Source organism: Paracoccus sanguinis, assembly GCF_900106665.1.
Taxonomy (GTDB): Bacteria; Pseudomonadota; Alphaproteobacteria; order Rhodobacterales; family Rhodobacteraceae; genus Paracoccus; species Paracoccus panacisoli.
Window position 1 is genome coordinate 1 of record NZ_FNNA01000009.1, and the last position, 18,723, is coordinate 18,723.

Sequence of the window (18,723 nt, forward strand, 5' to 3'; positions counted from 1 at the left end):
TCAACGGATCCCACGGGGAAACCCCCGCCGCACAAGCGGCACGGTCGCGGGGTAGAGCAGCCCGGTAGCTCGTCAGGCTCATAACCTGAAGGTCACAGGTTCAAATCCTGTCCCCGCAACCAAAAAAGCAAATACTATCAAAGACTTAAAAGCCGAGTATAACGCTCGGCTTTACTCATTCCAAATCCTTGTCAACACCTGGTCAACGTTTTGCGAGGCCCCCATCGACGGGCAACATGATCGCGCTCTCTCCTTGCGAAACTTGCTGTGGCAGCATCGCGCCATGATCAAGTTCCGCGCTCTTCCAGATGGCCATCCCGACCTGAAGCACTCGCCGCTCTTACGCGCGGCGCTGCTGACGCTTTGCTACGCGCAGGAGCACGGTGCCATCGGCCTGACCAAGACAATGGCCTTCAAGCGCGTCTTCGTGCACTGGGCGGTCGAGCATTTTGACTGGCCAGGAAAGAGCGCGGAAGAAATGTTCCGCTATAGCAAGGTCATCAATGAATACGAATTCCCGCCGCTCGAGGTGCTGCACCAGCTTCTGATCACCCTGCGCCTCGGCCGGCACTTCAAGGGCGAATTCCGCCTGACCAAGCGCGGCGCCGAATACGCGGGCGCGCCAGCCCGGCTGTTTGCCGAACTCATCCCGTTCTTCGTTCTCCAGATCGACCATTCCTCCTACGCCCGCTTCGAAGATCGCCCCTTCGGGAAGTGGGATGTGTGGATGAACGTCATCAACGCCGAGGCTGACCATGGCACAACCGAGCGGGCGTTGTTCGCGGCATTCTATGGCGAGAACCATGATTGGGACAATGCCGGGTGGCGCGAGATGGCCGCGTTCTCTTCCTGCGTCCTTAGGCCCCTTGAGTGGGCGGGATTGCTTGCCGAGACCCGTGAAGTACGCGACGGCAAACATGTGCACCACGTCTTCAAAACGCCGCTCTGGCGCAGCGCGCTGAAGCTCGACACCGATGACATCCTACGCCCCGTCGCAATGCAGTAGGTCGACGCGATCGGCCCAAAGCTGTCGTTCATCGCCGTCAGCATGTTGCGGTCTGGCTTGACCGGACCGGTCGTTCGCTCATGACACGGCGATGCCTGCTGGTCGAGATCTGGGCTGCCGACGAAAGCGGTTGCCGGCCCTTGGGGGATCGACGCGGATACGCGGGCGCGGTCTCGGCGAAGCGACTGCCGTGGAATGGGAATTGGCCGCTCTCGGAAGGCGCAGGATCGGGCGGTGCGGGGCGGATGGCGAGAATGCCCGCGACGGGTTTCGAGCTCCGCCATCCTGTCTGCGGTCGGGCGCCGCCATCATGGCAGCGCGCCTCACAGACGCAGCGGCAGCCGATCGAATTGCCGGCCGCTCAGCGCCTCGAAGGCATTCGCCACTGCGGCAACAGTCGTCGGTACACCGACTTCCCCGACCCCGGCAGGTGACAGTCCCGGCGCGCCTTCGAGGTGGATCTCGAAGGGCGGCAAGGCGCCGTTCGTGAGGATCGGATAGTCTGCAAGGCTCTCGACGGCGGCGGCCCCGTTGCGGAACGTCAGCTCCTCGTGAAGCGCCATCGACAGGCCAAGCAGGACGCCGCCCTCGATCTGGCGCAACACGCGGTCGCGGTGGACAACCTGCCCGACATCGGCCGCCACCCACAGCCCGACGACATCCTCGCCGGCGACTTCCGCAACCGTCGCCACGCGGGCCTCGCGAAAGATCATGGCGGCAAGACCGAGGCTGCGCCCGGCCGCGCCCCAGCCCGCCATCGCGCCTGCGCGCGCGACGACCGCACGCAGGCGCGCATCCGCCATGTGGCGGAGCCGCCAGGCAAGCGGGTCCTGGCCCGAGCCGCGCGCCAGCCGCTCCACCGTCACCTCGATCGCCCAGATGGTGTAGGCGGCGGAGACACCCCGCAGAAAGCCGGGCGTCGGCGTGGCGGGAACGCGGGTCCAGGTGATCCGCTCGGCGGCAACGCCATAGGGGTGGCGCGCCCCATCGGTGGCTGTATTGTCCTCGTCGCCGCCGGGGCCCTTGAGCGAGGTGGGCAGTTGCGCGGACAGCGTCCCATCGGAGGCGATGTCGTGCCGCCATGTCGCGAGATCGCCACGGCCGTCGAGAGAGGCATGGATGCGCTGGACGGCGGCAGGACGGATCTGGCCCCGCTGCATCTCGTCACGCAAGGGTCGGATCACTTGCACGGGGCGTCCAAGCGCCTTTGCCACGGCGCAGGCGTCGATCACCACATCGTTGAGCACGCGCCGCCCGTAAGCGCCGCCCGAAGGGTGCCCCATGGTCTCCACCATGACCGGCGCCGTCTTCCAGGTTTGCGCGGCGAACCGCATGTCCAGATCGAGCGACTGGGTCGACGCTTCCACGGCGACGCCCAGTCCCATCGCTGTGGGGCGTGCCGTCGCGTTCAGGGGCTCGGGCAGAACATGGGTCAGGGCCGGGGCGTGGAACAAGGCCGCGGCCCCCGCGGCTGCCGAGGGTTCCACCGCGCCGACGCTGCGCAGCGCAACACGGGCCTGCGACGGGTCGTCGAGGGCAGCGGTCAGCCGCCGCTCATGCGCCGCGCCGTCGAAGTCGCCGGCCGGTGTCCAGTCCACCTCCAGCGCCTCGGCCCCCCGGATCGCCGCCCAGGTGTCGGTGGCCGCCACCGCCACCGCATCGGCCAGCGGCACCACAGCGACAACGCCGGGAACGGCCAGTGCGAGGCTGTCGTTGATCTCGCGCGGCGCGCCCTCCAGATGCGCGCTGCGGCGCAGCACCGCGACCAGAGTGTCGGCCGCACGCAGATCGGTGCCGAACCGCTTGCGCCCCGTCACGATGTCATTGGCATTCCGGTCCTCGGGGCTGCTGCCGACGATCCGGAACCCTGCCGGATCCCGCAACGCGCGGCTGGCCCCCCGCGGCAGGCTCAGCCGGCCGGAGGTCGCGATCTCGGCAAAATCAAGCGTCGCGCCACTGGGTCGGTGGATCACGTTGTGAGCTTCCGCGTCGCATTCTGTCACGGCCCAGCCGCGCAACCGGGCCGCCGTGGCCACGAAGGCCGCCCGCGCCTCGGCGCCCGCCAGACGCAGGATCGGCCAGTACCCTTTCGTTGTCTGGGAATCCGCCGTCACCATCCGACCCGCGAAGTCGGGATTGCCGTAGCGCGCGGCATCGCGAGGCGCCGCAATGACGCGCAACCGCGCCAGCGATGCGCCGATCTCCTCGGCCAGGATCATGGCCAAAGCATCCGGCGCGCCCTGTCCGATGTCGAGCGCGGGGCAGACCACTTCGACCGCACCATCCGGGGCGAGTGCCACGTAGGCATTGATCACCCGACCGTTCAGCACGGTTTGCGGCCAGAGCGCCCAGGTCGCTCCGCCCGAGGCGACAGCGACCGCAGCACCACCGGAGAGGGCGACGAAGGCGCGGCGGGACAGGCGGAGGCGCTGGCTCATCGTGTCGCCTCCCCAGCCATGCCCGCGGCGCGCGCGACGGCGCGCAGGATGCGCGGTCCGGTCCCGCAGCGGCAGAGATTGGCGTCCATTGCCGCGGCGATGTCCTCGGGCGAGGGCGCCGGGGTCTCGGCCAGAAAGGCTGCGGCCTGCATGATCTGCCCGGGCTGGCACCAGCCGCATTGGGCCACCCGCTCCTCCAGCCAGGCGCGCTGGACCGGATGGTCGCCATCGGCCGACAGCCCCTCGATCGTGGTGACGCGCCTTCCCTCGACATCGGATGCCCGCAGCAGGCAGGCCCGCATCGCCACACCGTCAAGATGCACGGTGCAGGCGCCGCACAGCCCCTCCAGGCAAGAGAACTTGGTCCCCTTCAGGCCAAGCAGGTCGCGCAGGATAAAGACCAGCGGCATCTCCGGATCCGGCACATCAAGCCTTTGGGCGGCGCCGTTGACAAGAAACGACAGGTGCATGTGAAGCCGTACATGTTGTTACGCTTGCCAAAGACCCGTAATGCAATGTACGGATTCGATCAAGCCATCGCATGCGGGAGCCATGAAGAAAGATCGCAAGACGGAACGACGCGGGCAGATCGAGGCCGCCGCCTATGAAGTGCTTGTCGAACGCGGGTTCAGCGGCGCGACCATGCTGGAGATCGCCCGCCGCGCGCGGGCGTCCAACGAAACGCTTTACGGGTGGTACGGCAGCAAGACAGGCCTGTTTGCCAGCATGATCGCAAGCAATCGCGCGATTGCAGCAGAGGCCCTGACGGCTTCGCTCGAAGGGGAACGGCTCGCAGCCGATCTCGAAGCCTTCGGGTCGACGCTGCTGCAGGGCATCCTGTCCGATCGGGCGATCCTTCTCAATCGCGCGGCGGCAGCGGACGCCAGCGGAGAGCTTGCCCGGTCCCTGGCCGAGACAGGACGCGGCACCATCCTCCCGTTGCTTGTCCGACGCCTTCGGGACGAACCCCTCACCGATGAATTCGCCGATCACGGCGACATGGCGGAGTGCTTCATCTCGCTGCTGGTCGGAGATCTGCAGATCCGACGCCTCATCGGAGTCATCGAGGCGCCGGATGCCGCGACATGCGCCGCGCGGGCAGGGCTGAGCGTCCGGCGTTTCCTGCGCCTGATGCGCCCTTGCGGGACGGATCAAGGCCGCGGCGATTGAAGCATGGGCGGCTCCCTATGCCGCGCATTGCAAGCCCGAAGCCGCCATCGTGACCAGGCCTCGCCGCTCGCGTTGCCCGCACGCCACTGGCCGATGGTCGCGGGATTGCACTCTGCACTGTCGACATCCGGAAAACCAACGGCCGCTTTCGCCCATGGCCGCCTTGCGGCACCGGCAATTGCTGCAGTCCGCTTTCCGCCCCTACCGGCAGGCCCGCGCCTGGTCGCGCAGCACGGCATAGTCGCCCAGCATCCGGACGATGACCGCGCCTTCTGGCAGCGAGTCGACCTCGTCGGCCGCGTGCGCCTGATCGGCAGAAGAATACTCCACCACCGGCGGACATGGCGCGTAGGTCTCAGAACCGCCCGTCGCGCAGGCGCTCAGCCAGAGCGTCACGATCAGCAGGGCGGCGGGCGGCGGCGTCGAGCATCTGGCGGTGGATGGCATCGTTTTTCTCTCTGGCATCAAGCCGTTCGGCGGCGCGCCCAGCGCGTTCACCGGCGCGGCGCAGGTTCAGCAGGAACAGCAGGATCGCTGCGGCGGTGAGGATCAGGCTCAGCGCCTTTCGCGCCGGGACATGGGTCAGAAGCCAGCTGATCACCGCTGGCCCCGCTTCCAGTCGTCGAGCCGGGCGTGGATGGTGACGGCGATGCCGATCAGCGCGATGGCGATCAGCACCCAGCGCAGGGTGTCGAGGTAGGGGATCAGCGGCTGGATGGTGGTCTGCGTTTCGGCAAGAACGTCCTGCAGCACTTCCACCCCTGCCGCACCGACAGTCGCGGCACCCGCCGCGCCGCCACCGCGCAGGGTGCGGCTTTCCGACAGCACTTCGCGCGCAGGCGTCAGTTCCGGCGCGAAGGGCACAAGACGTGCCGGAAAGGGATCGCCCCAGGACCGGGCAGGGCCGAGGTCGATGTGCATGAAGCCGGAGCGCGGATAGTATCCGAACCCCAGGAAGCCCACCGCCCTCGCGGCCGCCTCGAAGGCTGCGGGATCATGGTTTGCCGTGGCGATGTCAAAGGCCGTGCCCTGCATGTGCTTCGAGGCCGGGGCCCCGCCGACAGCACGGTTGTGTTCGGGGCTGCGGTAGGCAGAGCGGATGATCAGCGGCTTGCCGAGGCGGTCGCGCAGGGTCTGCAGCTTGTCCATTGCTTCGGTGTTGATCTTGATCGCGCCGGTGCCGCGGCAGGCGATCTCGGCGGCCGAGAAGTTCGGCCAGCGCCAGGCAGTCGCTGGCACATCGCGCCAATGGGGATAGGTCAGGGTCGGCATGGTGGATCCTCCAGATGAAAAAACCCGCCCCCGCGCGGCAAGGCCGCGCAGACTTTAGGTTCTGGCGGGCATTGCCCGCCGGGGGCGGGGGACATGGTCGTTGTGGTGTGGTCGCCAGGCGGTCAGTCGGATCGGCCGCGCTGGAAGGCGTCGAACAGCATGTCCCGCATGGATCGGATGTCCGTCTCGATCCGGTCGAGGCGGTCGCCATCGACCTTGCGATCTTCGCTGCGCTGCTTGTCAGTCCGGTCGCGTTCGGTGATGAGTTCGCGATCAAGGCGATCCAGCAGGGCCTCGTTGGTGAAGGCCTTGCGGGTGATCGCCGCGATCAGGGCCATGGTGCCGCCGATCAGGGCAGTCAGCGCGGCGGTAATCCCGTGGTCCCGAAAGGCCCGCGCGACCTCCCCGGCGCGAGTGGTCTGGTCGTTCATGATGGTCCTTTCGCTATCGCGGTCCTGCGGTTCAGAAGTCGGTTTCGAGGTAGACCCCGGCGCAGTCGTAGGCGACGGCGGCCGCTGTCGCGCCGGTGTTCATGAAGAGGCGCGGTGAAAGGAACTGAGTGGTCGCTGGCAGGTCGGCGGTGATCTCCTGTTCGAAGACCGCGCCGGAAACCTCGTCGACGACGCGCACCCACACGGATGACCCATTCGGCGGGGCCGCGATGAACAGGGTGAGCACGCCGCCCGTGGCGACGGCAAAGCTCGCCCCCATGTCATTCAGGGTCGGCGCCCCGGTGCCGTCGTTCGCGACCAACTGCCAGCGGGTGTGCGTCCCGCGCTGGAAGCCGATGCCGATGCAGTTGATGGCGGCGGCCAGCGCCAGCGTGGTGGCGAGCGCGGCGGTGGAGCCGTAGAGGCCGAAGAAGCCCATCCCGGTCGCCTGCAACGTCGTCAGCGAAATCCGCGTGACAAAAGTCCAGCCGCCGAGGCCCGCCGCGTTCCCGCGCCAGCAGGCCCAGCCTGCGGATCGCTGGTCGGCGACCGAGTCCACGACGGCCGCCGAGGTCAGGCGCCAGCGCCGCATCGAGGCGGCCAGGTTCGTCGCGGCCAGCGTCGGGTGCGAAACGGTGCCGACCGAGGTGATCGGCATCCCTTCGGTGGTGATCGTCGTCGTGACCGAAGGTGACCACGTGGCGATCCGGTTCACCCCGAAATGCGGCTGCAAAGGGAAATCCCGTCCCGAGGGACGCATGACGTCGATCCATGGCGCCCCGGCACGGCTGCGCGCATAGACGGCGGCCTTCCCTGAGGGCGGCGGGGTCGGCGCGGCGCTGAGGCCGGGCAGGACCGTCGGTTGCGGCAGCTCCAGCTGGCCGCTGGTACGGTCGATCCGGATCGCGTCGAAGAAGGCTGACCCGTCCGGACTGACCTTGAAGCTGAAATCGTCGTTGCCCAAGAGGCCGATCAGCGCCCGCGCTGAAAACCCGGTCTTGAAGGCGAATGCGGCGTCGTTTGCCGGGGCCGCCTTGTTCACCGTCGCTTCGATGCCCGCGCCTGCATTGTTCAATAGGACTGCGGGCGTGTTCACCGACACTCGGTTGTAACTGTCGGCCGTGGCCCCGCCGAGGCCGAGCAGCTGCGCGGTCAGGTTCGCCTGCTGCATTCCGACCTGCGTGACCGCATTGGCGAAGGTGACGGTGGGCGTGTTCACCACCGTCGTGCCGCCCGCGCCAGCCGTCGCAGAGCCTATGTTCACGACCGTCGTCGACCCGGACGCGCCGCCGGTGCCGATGTTCACGGTCTTGGTGACGCCCGTGGTCGTGGCCCCGGTGCCCATGCCGTAGGTTGCGGTCGTCGTGGCCGTGCCGATGCTGGCGCTGGCCGCCGAGACGGTGACTGTGCCCGAGGCGGTCAGCGTCCCCGAGAAGCTCTTGTTGCCCGTGAAGGTCTGCGTCCCCGCGAGGATCGCCAGTTCGGAGGATGTGTTTGGCAGCGTGAAGCTGCGCGTGGTGCCTGCGCTGATCCCCGCCAGCGAGAAGGTGGCCTTCTTCGTCGGATCAGCGTCGTTCACCAGGCTGAACACCGCTTCCGACACGTCGCGCGGCTCGCCCACAACGTCCCACGCGCTGCCGGTCCAGACGAGGAACAGCCCCTCGGCCGCGACCCACACAAGCCAGCCGGTGCGCGGCACCAGCCGGAGCCATGCCCCGTCCACCCAGAAGGCGATGTTCAGATCCCATCCTGCCCAGAGGCCAGTGGCGCCGGAGGCCACCAGATGCCGGTTGCCATCTGCGGGACTGGCGGGCGGGGCCGTCCGCGTGCGGTCGAGGACCGACAGCTGCACCATCGCATCAAGCAGCCGCAGGGCCTCGTTGTGGGTGACATGCTTCTGCGCCTGGGCGGCCAAGAGGTAAGGCAAGCCCAGATGGGTCGTGGTGTCGGACATGGGAAATCCCGTCAGAACTGGAGGGTCACGGTCGCGGGCGTTCCGCGGCCGAGGCGGTTCGAAAGCTGGAAGATACGGATCGCCAGCGTCTGGCCGGGGCCAAGGGGCGCGCCCCAATCGGCTGTCTGCTGTGCGGCGGTGTAGAGGACAGAAGCTATGCTGCTGGTCAGCGTCCGCTTGACGGCCGCCCCGTCGAGGATCTGCACGTCGTAGCCTTCCAGGTCTTCCGCTAGCGGCACCTCGACCTGCTCCCAGGCGTCGGCGACCAGCGTGCGGGAGCGGCGCGTCCAACGGATCGTCAGATCGCCCGGGCTGCGGGCCGTTCGCCATGGCTGCTCGACATGGACCGGGGCGAAGGGGACGACGCCCCGCCCGGTCGGCGTGAAGCCCTGCGCGGCATAGCTTGCGTCACTGACCGCCCGCGCTGCTGGGCCGACCCGCCAGTTCCAAGGCAGTCCAAGATCGGCCTCGGCGATGGGTAGGGCGGCCAGCGTCGTATCCAGTACAACGACCCGCGCACCAGCCGGGGCCGTATTGCCCATCGCAAGTTCCGTTCCGCGCTGGCCGCGCAGGAGCCGGGTCAGGCTGTACCTGCTCGGCGCGATCAGTTCGGCCGCGCCTGCCTGCACGATCTCCCATTGGCCAGCGGCGCTCTCGACCGCCAGCGCATTGGCCCCGCCGAACAGCGCGACGTCTGTCACGCTTTCCAGTGTGCCTGACAGCAGATCGACGACCAGAGCGTTGCCCAGATCGAAGCGCGAGGTCGGCCCCGGAAAGAAATCGAAGGCCAGCGTCCCGATCCGGGCCCGACTGCCGAAGGTCGTCAGCAGATTGAAGCCATCCGTCGAGGCGCTGCGGAACACGGCGATCTCGCCAGGCCATGGGCTGGCATGGGCGGCGATCAGGGGCCGATGTGCAGGCTGGCCCTCGCTGATCTGCGGCAGGTCCAGCATCACCACCTCGGGCATGCCGAAGACGACGGGGCTCGAAAGCGAAGCCGGGCGGGGATCGCCGGGCGGCAGATCATAGGCTGCGCGGTCCTGACGCACTGCCTCGATCCCGCGTGCCTCAGAGTCGGCGACAGAGACGAGGCGGAACTCGACCTCGCGGCCGTCATGCGCGAGGCGGATCACGTCGGCGGGATCGAGGGCGAGCCGCGAAGGCGGCAGGCGGAAGGTGGCGCTTTCCCGGCCGATCCAGGCTTCCATCAGCGCGCGGCGGCAGCGGCGTTCCGCCTCCTCGGGCGGGATGGCCATCGGGAAGGACTCGGACGCGATGCGGGTGGTGTCGACGGTGATGCGCCGCGCCTCGACAAGGGCCGCGTCATAGTCCTCATCCGCCCGCGCGACCTGCCACTTCAGGGCCTGCGGCAGTTCGGTCTCCTGCGCGCGGGTCAGTTCCAGCGCCTCGCCTTCGCGGCTGGCGACCAGATCATCCACCGTGAGGGTCAGGCTGGATGCCCGCCCGCGCATGATGAAGCGGATTACCCCCTCCGTCTCGATGGCATCGAAGCCGAAGTGGCGGGCCAGCGTGGAAATCGACGCGCGAGGGCTTTCCAGCGCCCCGATCACATAGCCCTCGACCGCGCCCCAGAGGCCGGTGACGTCGATCAGGCTTTCCGCAAGCCCGGCGCGCAGGCAGAGGTGCCGCACGAGGGCCGCCAGCGACACCGCACCGAGCCGTCCGGTCAGCCAGTGCCCGAGCCGCCAGTTGGGGCCATCCGTCCAGATGCCGGTCAGTTCGGGAAAGAACGGATAGGGCCGCGCATCCCAGGTCCAGGCGGCGCATTCGGGGACATGCACCATCCGGCCACCGTAGACGGATGAGGTCGGATTGTTCGCGGCCTGACCCCACCAGAGATAGCTCGCCTCGAGGTAGGCACGCTGGATCGCGTCATCCCGCCAGCCGCGGGAGAAGTACGGTGTGAAGCTCTCCGACGACTTCGGGTCGAAGAAGACGTTCGGCTGGTTCGTGCCGCGGTCGATGGCGGGGCAGCCCAGTTCGGTGAACCAGACCGGCTTGGACTGCGGCACCCATGCGGTCGGCGTACCGCTTTCCACCCCACCCGGTCGGTTGAAATGCGGGTTCGACCACCAGGCGCGCAGATCCTTGTATCGGAACACCCAAGGTTTGCCCGCAGCTCCATCCGTGATGGGCGTCCGCAGTTGAGCCGACCGGTCGGCCAGGCTGGCATAGAACCAGTCGAAGCCCTCGCCGCCTGCGATGTTGGCCTGCAGGTAGCCGCGATCATGGTTCGCGGGCCAACCCTCCAGCGCATCGGCATGGTCGAAGCCGTCGCGCCAGTCGGAGAGCGGCATGTAGTTGTCGATGCCGATGAAATCGATGTTCGCGTCCGACCACAGCGGATCGAGGTGGAAGAACACGTCCCCTGTTCCATCGCCCGGTTGGTGACCGAAATACTCCGACCAGTCCGAGGCGTAGCCCACCTTGGTGCCGGGCCCGAGGACTGACTTCACGTCTGCCGCCAGGGCCTTGAAGGCGGTCACGGCGGGATAGGTGCTGGCGCCGGAGCGGATGGTGGTCAGCCCGCGCATCTCGGTGCCGATGAGGAAGGCATCGACCCCGCCCGCGACGGCGCAGAGATGGGCGTAGTGCAGGATCATCCGGCGCAGGCCCCAGTCACCCGATGGGCCGGTCCAGCTGACGCTGTCGCCCGATACCGCGAACTGTGCCGGGGTGGCTGCGCCGAAGAAGGCCGAGACCTGCGTCGCGGCAGCGGCGGTCTTGTCCGCGGTCCCGGCAAAGCCTGCCGCCGGAGAACAGGTGATCCGGCCCCGCCAGGGGAAGCTGGGCTGACCCGGAGTGGCGGCGTTGTTCGAATAGGGGTTCGGCAGGGTATTGCCGGGCGGGACGTCCATCAGCAGGAAGGGGTAGAAGGTGACGCGCAACCCGCGCGCCTTCATCTCGCGGATCGCCTGCACCACCGCGAAATCCGCAGGCGTGCCGCCATAGACCGGCCGGTCCTCGACGTCGCGACTGACGAGATGGGCATTCGCCCGCGCCACGCCGTTGACCGTCCAGACCTTCGGGCTGGTGACCTTGGTCGCCACCTCGACGCCGGGCTTGATGGTGCAGTTCCCCGAGCGCAGGTCGTTGCCGAACCAGGCGACGACGAGGCTGATGCTCTCGACGGCCGGGGCCATGGCCTGCAGGCGGTCCAGCGCCACGACGATGTCGGCCTCATCCGGCAGCGCATTCAAGTTCTCGGCCGAGGTGGTGCCACCGGTTGTCTGGCCGAAGACCGTGGTCGTGGCGCCCACGGTCTTACGGACAGCCTCCGTGGCATAGGTGAACTCGCCCGAAGCGGGGATCATGGTCACGGCCTTGACCAGCCCCTCGGCCGTGTCGGGGTCGGCCAAGGGCCGGAAGACCTCGAAGGACAGTTGCGGCAGGCGGTTGCCGTAGGTCGCAAGCGCCAGTTCCTCGAAGACGACATAAGCGGTGCCGCGATAGGCCGGGGTGTTGGCGGCGCCCATCTTGGCCGCAATGAACGGATCGGCCGCTTGCGCCTCGTTGCCCGGATACCAGCGCCAGGTGATCCCGGTCATGTCGAGCGGCCTGCCGTCGGCCCAGATGCGGCCGATGCCGGTGATCGGACCCTCGCAAAGCGCCACCGCGAAGCTGGCGTAGTAGAGGTACTCGGTCGTCTGGACCCGCCCGCCGCCGCCGCCCTTGCCGCCGCCCTGTGTGGTGGTCTTCGTCTCCTCGCGGAAATCAGTCGCCCAGACGATGTTGGCGCCGATGCGCATGCGGCCGTAGAGGCGTGGGATGATGGCGCCTTCGGTGGCCGAGGTGATGCGCAAGCTGTCGAGGCGTTGGCCCTCGATCTTCTGCGCGGGCGCCAGCGAGGACACGATCCAGCTGTCGACCACCGATCCGATGGTCGAGCCGATGAAGCCACCGATGGCAGCGCCAGAGAAGCCGAGGATCGCGCCTCCAAAGGCCCCGCCGATGGCGGAACCGACGGCGCCGAGGACAAGCGTGGCCATGGGAAAATCTCAGCGTGAAGGGAACAGGAATGCGAAGGCGATGCGCCGCCGCCATGCGGTCGTGAGCGGTTGCTCGATCACGCCGAGGCGGTCGTAGGCGTGCAGGAATGTGTCGGGGCCGGTGAGGATCCCGACATGCTTGGCGATCGCGCGGGGCATCATGCGAAACAGGATCAGCGCACCGGGCCCAGCTTCGGATGGATCCAGTTCCGGCATCATCCGTCTCGCGCCGTCGGCCAGCACCTCGCGCGGCCCCGTCTCACCCCAGTCTCGGCTGTAGGGCGGAATGGGAAACGGTTCCGGCCCCACCACCTCGCGCCAGATGCCGCGCGCGAGGCCGAGACAGTCGCAGCCCACCCCGCGCAAACTGGCCTGGTCGTGATAGGGCGTGCCGAGCCAGGAGCGCGCGACAGCGATGACGATGGCAGGATCGGCGGTCTTCACAGCACCGCCCCCTCGTGGCCGCCATCCTTGGTGGCGTAGCGAAGGACTGCGTCCTGGCCCGGGATGTGCGGGAAGCCGCGGAAGTTGGCGACATTGGCGAACTTCGCGCCGCAGGTGGCGAGGCGCTTGTCGCAGCCCGCCCGGACCACGAAGGTATCCGTCGTCACGATCGGGCGCACCGGGGCTTCCAGCAGGGTCAGGATCGCGACGCCATCGACGAGGTTATGCGACAGCACCTCGACCCGCCGCCCGACGTTCGCGCCACTGGTCCATTCGACCAGCCCGAAGGCGAACCAGCCCGCCGCGAAGCTGCCGAGGCCGGAGGCGGTGAAGGCGCGGTCGCGCAGCACATCGATGACCGCGCCGGTCCCTTTGAAGGCCGATGCCTCGAGGTTCACGCCGCAGCGCGAATCACCCAGCGCGGCATCGCAACTGGCCTGAAACGTCCGCCCCACCGTCTGGCCGAGGATATGGGCGAGGCTGCGCACCTCGGCCACGAAGGCCAGCCGCCCGCGCCGGATCTGGCCGATGGCACCGCGGCGCAGCAGCACGCGCTGCGCCGGTGCCGACCAATTCACCCTCCAGACCTCGACCGAGGCATTGTCCCAGCGGCCGTCGAGGATGTCGGTCTCTGTGATCCGGTCAGAGGACAGCACGCCTTGCGCGTCCTGCGCATCGACCGAGAGGTCGGAGCCGGATCGCACCTCTGACGCGGTCAGCCCGCTTTCCGGTTCGAACTCGGTGCCGTCAAAGGTGAGGGTCCGGTCATGGTCGGTGAAGCCGAAGGTCATGCCATCGGCGCGGGTGATGCGCCAGCACCAGGCGAGGGTCGTGGCGCCTTCGTCGAGATGGGCTTGCACCGCGGGCGGAAGGGATTTCACTTCCGCCCCCAGCCGCGCAGCAGGGCCACGGAGGCCAGGAGCGAAGACACGACACCTCCGGTCGCGCCGGTCAGGGCATAGAGATTGAAGGGGCGAATATCGAGCGTGCCGGTTGCGAGGTCGAAATCTGCCAGCCCTGCCACAGCGAGGCCGGAGGCGGCAAGGCAGGCCAGATAGACGAGGCCACGTGCGAGGGTCCAGTTCATGGTCATGCTCCGATCAGGGTCTTGAGGAAGGTGAAAATGCGGGTGGTCAGGCTCGGCGCCGCCTGCACGGGCGCGGTGCTGGTGGCGGCCGTGGAAGGGGCAGGTGACATAGGGGTTGAGGGTGGATTGAGCAGCGGGCGCAGCAGTGCCAGCGCCTCGGTCTCGCTGAGCCGCCGGATCGGCCGCGAGAAGTCGACCCGGCCGTTGCGGTCGACCGACCAGACCGGAATGGTGCCGGTCGGGTAGCGGCCCTTAGCGAAGAGATCGCGCTCGGTCTCGCGTCGGGACCGGATGGCCGCAGGGCGCAGCCAGCCCATGAATGCCGCAGCCGCTGCTACCCGGTCGCCCGCGTTCAGGTGCCGTGTCAGCAAGGCCTTCGCGATGCCGCCGGTGTTGTAATGGAAGGAGACCAGCGCATCGAATTCGTGGGGTTCCAGCGGCACCTTCACGGTGCGCAGCACTTCGGCCTCGTAGGCGGCGAGATCGGCGCGGAACAGCCGGAACGCCTCGCGGATCCCGGCGTCGAGATCGATTGGCATCCCGCGCGGCATCCTTGCTGGATCGGGCGGACCGGCGGCGGGGGTGTGACCGATGCCGAAGGTCCAGACGTCCTTCACATCGAGATAGGGTCCGGGCACGACGCCTTCGTGCCGGATCAGGGCCAGTAGCCCCCGATCAGAGGTTTGCATGGGATTACCCGAGGGTTGAGAGGAAAAAGATCAGGAAGGCGACGGCGAGGCCGATGCGCAGCCGGTGGGCAAAGGCCTGTCCGGGGTCCGCGGGATCGCAGCGCAGCGAGCGGGCAAGGCGAAGGATCTCATGCATCAGCGTCATCCTTCCCGGCGCGGCGGAGCCTGGCGAGGATGAGCTCGATGAAGGCGGCCCCGAAGACGCCGACCAGGTAGGCGGCCGAGCCGACCGCCCCGCCTGCGGCGACGGCGCCATCGGGCAGACCGAGCCATTCCGCCACGATCACGATGGAGAAACTGCCCATCCCTGCGGCGATCAACCCGCCGAGCAGGACATGGCGCAGGGCTTCGCGCAGCGCCATCCGGGTGGTCAGGGCATTGGTGGCACCGCCCAGCGCGCCCCAGAAAGCCAGCATCAGCGCCGTCGAGGCAGCGATCTCGCGCCAAAGGTGGGACCAGAAGGATTCGTCGTTCATGTACGGAGTTCCACGAGGGGGATCGAGTTGATCGACCCGAGACGTTCGAGATCGAGGGTGACGTCGAGGACGTCGGTGTCGAAGCGGACGGGAACGTCGAATTCGAAGCCTGCGGTGATGGCGACGCCTGCGGCGGGAGCCGTGGTGAAGGTGATGAGACCGGTTGAGGTAGAAACCGACCAGCCGGAGGCCTGGGGCGTGCCGTTCAGGGCGATGGTGACGGTGCCCGCGACAGGCTTGGTGATGGTCCGCGTCCAGGACTGCGCGCCGGAGGTGTAGCGCTTGGTGAGCTGAAACAGGGTGACCGCTCCATTGCCGGTGCCAATCGGCTGGTTGATCGGGCCCGGCGTCTGCGATGGCAGGCAGGACTTGAAATCGGCCCAGTCCTTGAAGCGGAAGCCGTGGAGGCGCCCGTTCCGGGCCTCGAAGAAGGCCATGACTGCCGCCAGATCGTCGGCGCGGCGGATGCCGTAGGCGACGTCATAGCGGCGGCGGCTGTTGGCCCAGCTGGCATTGCGCTCCTCGGCGCCCGAGGCCAGTTCGACAATCTGCGTGCGCCGCTCCGGGCCGCCGCGCGCTCCGCGGCTGATGTTGTCCGGAAACCTGACCTCGTGAAACGCCATCACATCCCCCTCCGACCCAGCGACACGGCACGGGCGATGTCGCTCGCGATCTGCGTGCGGGATTGGCGGAAGCTGTCGGCATCCCGCGCGTTGATCGTGACGTTGACAGTCGGGGCGCTGGCCTGGCCGTAGCCTGCCGCTTCCCGTCGCGAGAGCACCCGCTCCCCGCGCTGAAGGATCGCTGGCACCTCGTCAGGTCGCAGCCCGGCCCAGCCGCCGTTGTGCATGCGCGGGGCACCCGCAAAGGCCAGCGCCGGGACCATGCGTCCGGGTCCAGGGGCGCCGACCATGCCGCCCCCATGCAGGATATTGGCAAAGATCCCGCCCGCCCCGCCCAGCGCGCCGGAAAGGGCGTTCGCAATAGGGCCGAGGATGAAGCGCCGGGCGGCGAGCTTCGCGAGGTCGGCGATCATCGAGGTGACCAGGTCGCGGAAGTCGAGCTTTCCGGTCTTCACGAAGTCGCCGATGGCGTTCTCGGCCGAAGTGAAGGCCCCGACCAGCGCGCTGCCGATATCCCCACCGATGTGGCGCGCCTTGCCGGCATAGTCGGCGAGCGCGGCGGTGACAGCCTGCCAGCCGGTGAGGGCGGTGTCCGCGCCTTGCGCCGCAGCCGTCCCTGCGTCGCGTGCAGCGCCGCCAGCGCCATCTGCGGCGGTGGCGGTGTCGTTCAGCCCGGAAGTCAGGGCATCGGCAGAAGCGGCCGCATCCGCCAGCGCGGTTTCTGCTTCGGTCCCCGTGCCGGTCACCGCATCCTTCAGCGCCTGCCAGCTGGCGAGCGGCCGACCGGCGGCATCGGCGAGCATCCCGGCCGCCTCGCGATAGCCGTCGGCCCGGGCGCGGGCATCGTCAGCCATGGCCCCGAGCCCGAGATCGGGTGGTTCCAGATAGGTCCGCGACAGCGCGGCCGAGAAGGCATCCGCGGCTGCGGCACCGGCTGCGGTCGCGGCCCCTTCAAAGGGATTGCCGATACGCCCCAGTTCCACCGGATCGAGGATGCCGATCCGCACGCCACCTTCGCCCGTGGCCCACTCTGGCAGCAAGGCCAGCGCCGTGTTCAGGGTCCCGATGAAGCTGTTGATACGGGTGACGACACCGTTCAACATCGCCTCGACGCCGGAGATCAGCCCGTTCGCGGCCTGAAACGCGAAGTCTCCGATGGCCCCCGGCAGGCTGCCCCAGATGGCGACGGCCGCGTCATAGGCCCCCTGGAAGATCGCGGCTGTCCGGTCGCCGAAGCTGACGACGCCCGCAATGGTGCCCTCGAGAGCCGAGAGACCCGCTGCCTTCAGGCCCTCCCATCCGGCCGCCATGCGGGCGAGTGCGGCGTCCAGCGACAGGCCGATGCGGGACCAGACCTCGCGCGCCAGATCGCCGAGCAGGCGGAAGGCTTCGCCCACACCGCCGACCCGGGCCACCAGCTGCGAGAACTGATAGACCAGCTCGCCCGCGCCAACGATCAGCGCACCGATGCCGGTGCGGATCAGGGCGCCGCGCAGGAACACGAGCGCCGTGGCCAAGCCGCCCACCGACAGGGCCGCGGCGGCGAGACCCGCCACCCACCGCCCGGCCATGACGGCCGCGAAGGTCGCCGCATAGGACGCCAGGCGTCCAAGGTTGCCGATCAACCCGTCGATGGCCGAGCGCAGGACGCCACCATCGGAGGCGAGGGCCACGAAGGCATTGGCCAGCGCCTCGATCGTCGGGGCCATGGCGACGGCGATGCGGTTCCGGAGACCATCGAACACGAGGGATACGGTGCCCAGCGCCAGTTGCGTGCGGCGCAGGGCTTCGAGCGCGTCACCGTCCAGAACCGCACCCAAATCGGAGGCCTGGTCGCCAAGCCGCGCCATGTCTGCCCCACCATTGCGCAGCAGTGGCAGGAGCCGCGTGGCGTCCGAGGCCATGGCCTCGAGATAGAAGGTCATCTCCTGCTGGCTGAGACCCGCCCGCTCCAGCGTGTCGACGTAGAGTTGCAGCGCCTCCGGCCCCGACAGCCGCGCGAACTGGTCGGCGGTGACGCCCACGCGCGGAGCCACATTCTCGAAGAAATCCGCCATCGGCCCGCCGCCGGTCTGCAGGAAATCCCCGACCCGGTCGTTCACGTCCTTCAGGATGTCGGCGAGCTTCTCCTGCTCGATCCCCACTGTCCGCGCGCCAGCCGACCAACGCTGCAGAGCCTCGGGCGTGGCATTGGCGACCTGCGCAAACTGGCGGATCTGCGCGGCGCTCTCGGCCGTCGAACGGACGATCAGCCCGAGCGAGGCCGTGGCGGCGGCAGCGGCGGCCCCGAGGGCGATGCCCGCCCGGCGCGCAAAGGCGGCCAGACGGGTGTTCGCCAGTTCCATCTCGCGCGACAGGCGGCCAAAGCCACGGGCACCGGCCTCACCGACACCCTCCAGTTCGGCACGCACGCGGCGTCCGCCCTCCGCCACGAGGCGGACGGAGACCTTCTTCTCAGCCATTCCGGCGTCCTTCCATCTGCTCGTTGAGTTTGCGCACCATCACCGCCTCGATCTCGGGCAGCAGTTCGGCGGCGATCAGGACATCGACGCCCAGCGCCTGTGCCAGCGAGAGGGCCGCACCCATGTCCCATCCGATCACGGCCCCCGGCGCGATGCGCAGTTGGCCACCAAGGCGCTGGGTCAGGTCCCAGACCTGCCAGCCCTCGACCGTCAGCGGCCGGTTCAGTCTTGCGGGGCAGTCGGGGCAGGGGCCTGCGCAGGCCGCGCAGTAGCCGTCGCCCCCGCCGAAGGACCAGTCGGCGAGGGCGCGGAGACGTTTTTTTCCTGATCCAGCATCAGGCCACGGGCGACGTACTGCGCCTGGAAGGCCTCGAAGACCGGCCAGATTTCGAGAAGGGCGTCGATCCCCGCTGGGCTGACGGGCATAAGGTTGCCATTCTCGTCACCGACACCTTCCCATTCCAGCACGGCGCGGCGCGCGACGGCCTTGGCCATGGCCAGCGCCAGGTCTTCCTGGCTGGAGGTTTCTGACAGGCCATCGATGGCGGGATCGGCGCGGGCGGAGACCATCAGCGCGGTGGTGAGAGGGGCCACCAGCACGCGAAGGCCGGGCAGCAGGTCCAGCCATTCGGGTCGGTTCGAAAGGTTCAGTCGGATCATG

At 68.4% G+C, this 18,723-nt stretch carries 20 protein-coding genes and 1 tRNA gene; 3 read left to right on the forward strand and 18 right to left on the reverse strand.

The features are described from left to right. Positions 1-45 precede the first annotated feature (45 nt). Positions 46-122: transfer RNA gene (locus BLW17_RS16085), tRNA-Met, on the forward strand. 161 nt (positions 123-283) lie between these two features. After that, positions 284-1,006 (forward strand): hypothetical protein, encoded by a 723-nt coding sequence (locus BLW17_RS16090; protein ID WP_036734845.1) that lies wholly within the window; start codon positions 284-286, stop codon positions 1,004-1,006. A 323-nt stretch (positions 1,007-1,329) separates the two neighbouring features. Here the strand turns inward: BLW17_RS16090 and BLW17_RS16095 are convergent, their stop codons facing one another. Together BLW17_RS16095 and BLW17_RS16100 are read right to left on the reverse strand one after the other, a co-directional pair. Continuing rightward, positions 1,330-3,444, reverse strand: a complete 2,115-nt coding sequence (locus BLW17_RS16095; protein ID WP_036734842.1) for a molybdopterin cofactor-binding domain-containing protein — start codon at positions 3,442-3,444, stop codon at positions 1,330-1,332. Continuing rightward, a complete protein-coding gene (locus tag BLW17_RS16100) occupies positions 3,441-3,914 on the reverse strand; it encodes a (2Fe-2S)-binding protein (protein ID WP_036734840.1) in 474 nt (157 codons plus the stop codon). Before BLW17_RS16100 ends, BLW17_RS16095 begins: the two co-directional genes overlap by 4 nt. A gap of 82 nt (positions 3,915-3,996) precedes the next feature. Here BLW17_RS16100 and BLW17_RS16105 point away from each other — a divergent pair, with 82 nt between their 5' ends. Next, positions 3,997-4,614: a TetR/AcrR family transcriptional regulator gene (locus BLW17_RS16105; RefSeq protein ID WP_036734838.1), complete on the forward strand. Its 618-nt coding sequence runs from the start codon at positions 3,997-3,999 to the stop codon at positions 4,612-4,614. 201 nt (positions 4,615-4,815) lie between these two features. Here the strand turns inward: BLW17_RS16105 and BLW17_RS18905 are convergent, their stop codons facing one another. The 16 genes from BLW17_RS18905 to BLW17_RS16175 all read right to left on the reverse strand — a co-directional run bounded on the left by BLW17_RS18905 (position 4,816) and on the right by BLW17_RS16175 (position 18,722). Further along, positions 4,816-4,944, reverse strand: a complete 129-nt coding sequence (locus BLW17_RS18905) for a hypothetical protein (RefSeq protein WP_331429087.1) — start codon at positions 4,942-4,944, stop codon at positions 4,816-4,818. 25 nt (positions 4,945-4,969) lie between these two features. Continuing rightward, entirely contained in the window at positions 4,970-5,215 is a 246-nt protein-coding gene (locus tag BLW17_RS16115; RefSeq protein ID WP_036734834.1) for a hypothetical protein, read from the reverse strand. Further along, positions 5,212-5,886 (reverse strand): YcbK family protein, encoded by a 675-nt coding sequence (locus BLW17_RS16120; protein WP_036734832.1) that lies wholly within the window; start codon positions 5,884-5,886, stop codon positions 5,212-5,214. Before BLW17_RS16120 ends, BLW17_RS16115 begins: the two co-directional genes overlap by 4 nt. A 122-nt stretch (positions 5,887-6,008) precedes the next feature. Continuing rightward, positions 6,009-6,317 (reverse strand): hypothetical protein, encoded by a 309-nt coding sequence (locus BLW17_RS16125; RefSeq protein ID WP_036734830.1) that lies wholly within the window; start codon positions 6,315-6,317, stop codon positions 6,009-6,011. Positions 6,318-6,348: 31 nt separating this feature from the next. Next, entirely contained in the window at positions 6,349-8,271 is a 1,923-nt protein-coding gene (locus tag BLW17_RS16130; protein WP_036734827.1) for a DUF2793 domain-containing protein, read from the reverse strand. A gap of 11 nt (positions 8,272-8,282) precedes the next feature. Continuing rightward, on the reverse strand, positions 8,283-12,281 hold the full coding sequence (locus BLW17_RS16135; protein ID WP_036734822.1) for a baseplate multidomain protein megatron: 3,999 nt from the start codon (positions 12,279-12,281) through the stop codon (positions 8,283-8,285). A 9-nt stretch (positions 12,282-12,290) separates the two neighbouring features. Then, positions 12,291-12,725 (reverse strand): NlpC/P60 family protein, encoded by a 435-nt coding sequence (locus BLW17_RS16140; protein WP_036734816.1) that lies wholly within the window; start codon positions 12,723-12,725, stop codon positions 12,291-12,293. Continuing rightward, positions 12,722-13,606 carry a DUF2163 domain-containing protein gene (locus tag BLW17_RS16145; protein ID WP_036734813.1) on the reverse strand — a complete coding sequence of 295 codons (885 nt, stop codon included), beginning with the start codon at positions 13,604-13,606 and terminating at the stop codon, positions 12,722-12,724. The genes BLW17_RS16140 and BLW17_RS16145 overlap by 4 nt, the downstream gene beginning before the upstream one ends. Next, on the reverse strand, positions 13,603-13,818 hold the full coding sequence (locus BLW17_RS16150) for a hypothetical protein (protein WP_028031130.1): 216 nt from the start codon (positions 13,816-13,818) through the stop codon (positions 13,603-13,605). Before BLW17_RS16150 ends, BLW17_RS16145 begins: the two co-directional genes overlap by 4 nt. Further along, positions 13,815-14,501 carry a lysozyme gene (locus BLW17_RS16155; protein WP_074827033.1) on the reverse strand — a complete coding sequence of 229 codons (687 nt, stop codon included), beginning with the start codon at positions 14,499-14,501 and terminating at the stop codon, positions 13,815-13,817. The genes BLW17_RS16150 and BLW17_RS16155 overlap by 4 nt, the downstream gene beginning before the upstream one ends. Before the next feature lie 4 nt (positions 14,502-14,505). Beyond that, positions 14,506-14,637, reverse strand: a complete 132-nt coding sequence (locus BLW17_RS18850; RefSeq protein ID WP_269429090.1) for a hypothetical protein — start codon at positions 14,635-14,637, stop codon at positions 14,506-14,508. Further along, positions 14,630-14,977 carry a hypothetical protein gene (locus tag BLW17_RS16160; protein WP_036734810.1) on the reverse strand — a complete coding sequence of 116 codons (348 nt, stop codon included), beginning with the start codon at positions 14,975-14,977 and terminating at the stop codon, positions 14,630-14,632. The genes BLW17_RS18850 and BLW17_RS16160 overlap by 8 nt, the downstream gene beginning before the upstream one ends. Next, positions 14,974-15,600, reverse strand: a complete 627-nt coding sequence (locus tag BLW17_RS16165) for a DUF2460 domain-containing protein (protein WP_036734808.1) — start codon at positions 15,598-15,600, stop codon at positions 14,974-14,976. The genes BLW17_RS16160 and BLW17_RS16165 overlap by 4 nt, the downstream gene beginning before the upstream one ends. After that, complete coding sequence (locus tag BLW17_RS16170; RefSeq protein WP_074827034.1) at positions 15,600-18,062, reverse strand: phage tail tape measure C-terminal domain-containing protein; 2,463 nt, start codon at positions 18,060-18,062, stop codon at positions 15,600-15,602. Before BLW17_RS16170 ends, BLW17_RS16165 begins: the two co-directional genes overlap by 1 nt. Continuing rightward, entirely contained in the window at positions 18,055-18,201 is a 147-nt protein-coding gene (locus BLW17_RS18855) for a DUF7697 family protein (RefSeq protein WP_425287092.1), read from the reverse strand. The genes BLW17_RS16170 and BLW17_RS18855 overlap by 8 nt, the downstream gene beginning before the upstream one ends. Positions 18,202-18,284: 83 nt before the next feature. Next, positions 18,285-18,722, reverse strand: a complete 438-nt coding sequence (locus BLW17_RS16175) for a hypothetical protein (RefSeq protein ID WP_036731569.1) — start codon at positions 18,720-18,722, stop codon at positions 18,285-18,287. Between the last annotated feature and the right edge of the window lies 1 nt (position 18,723).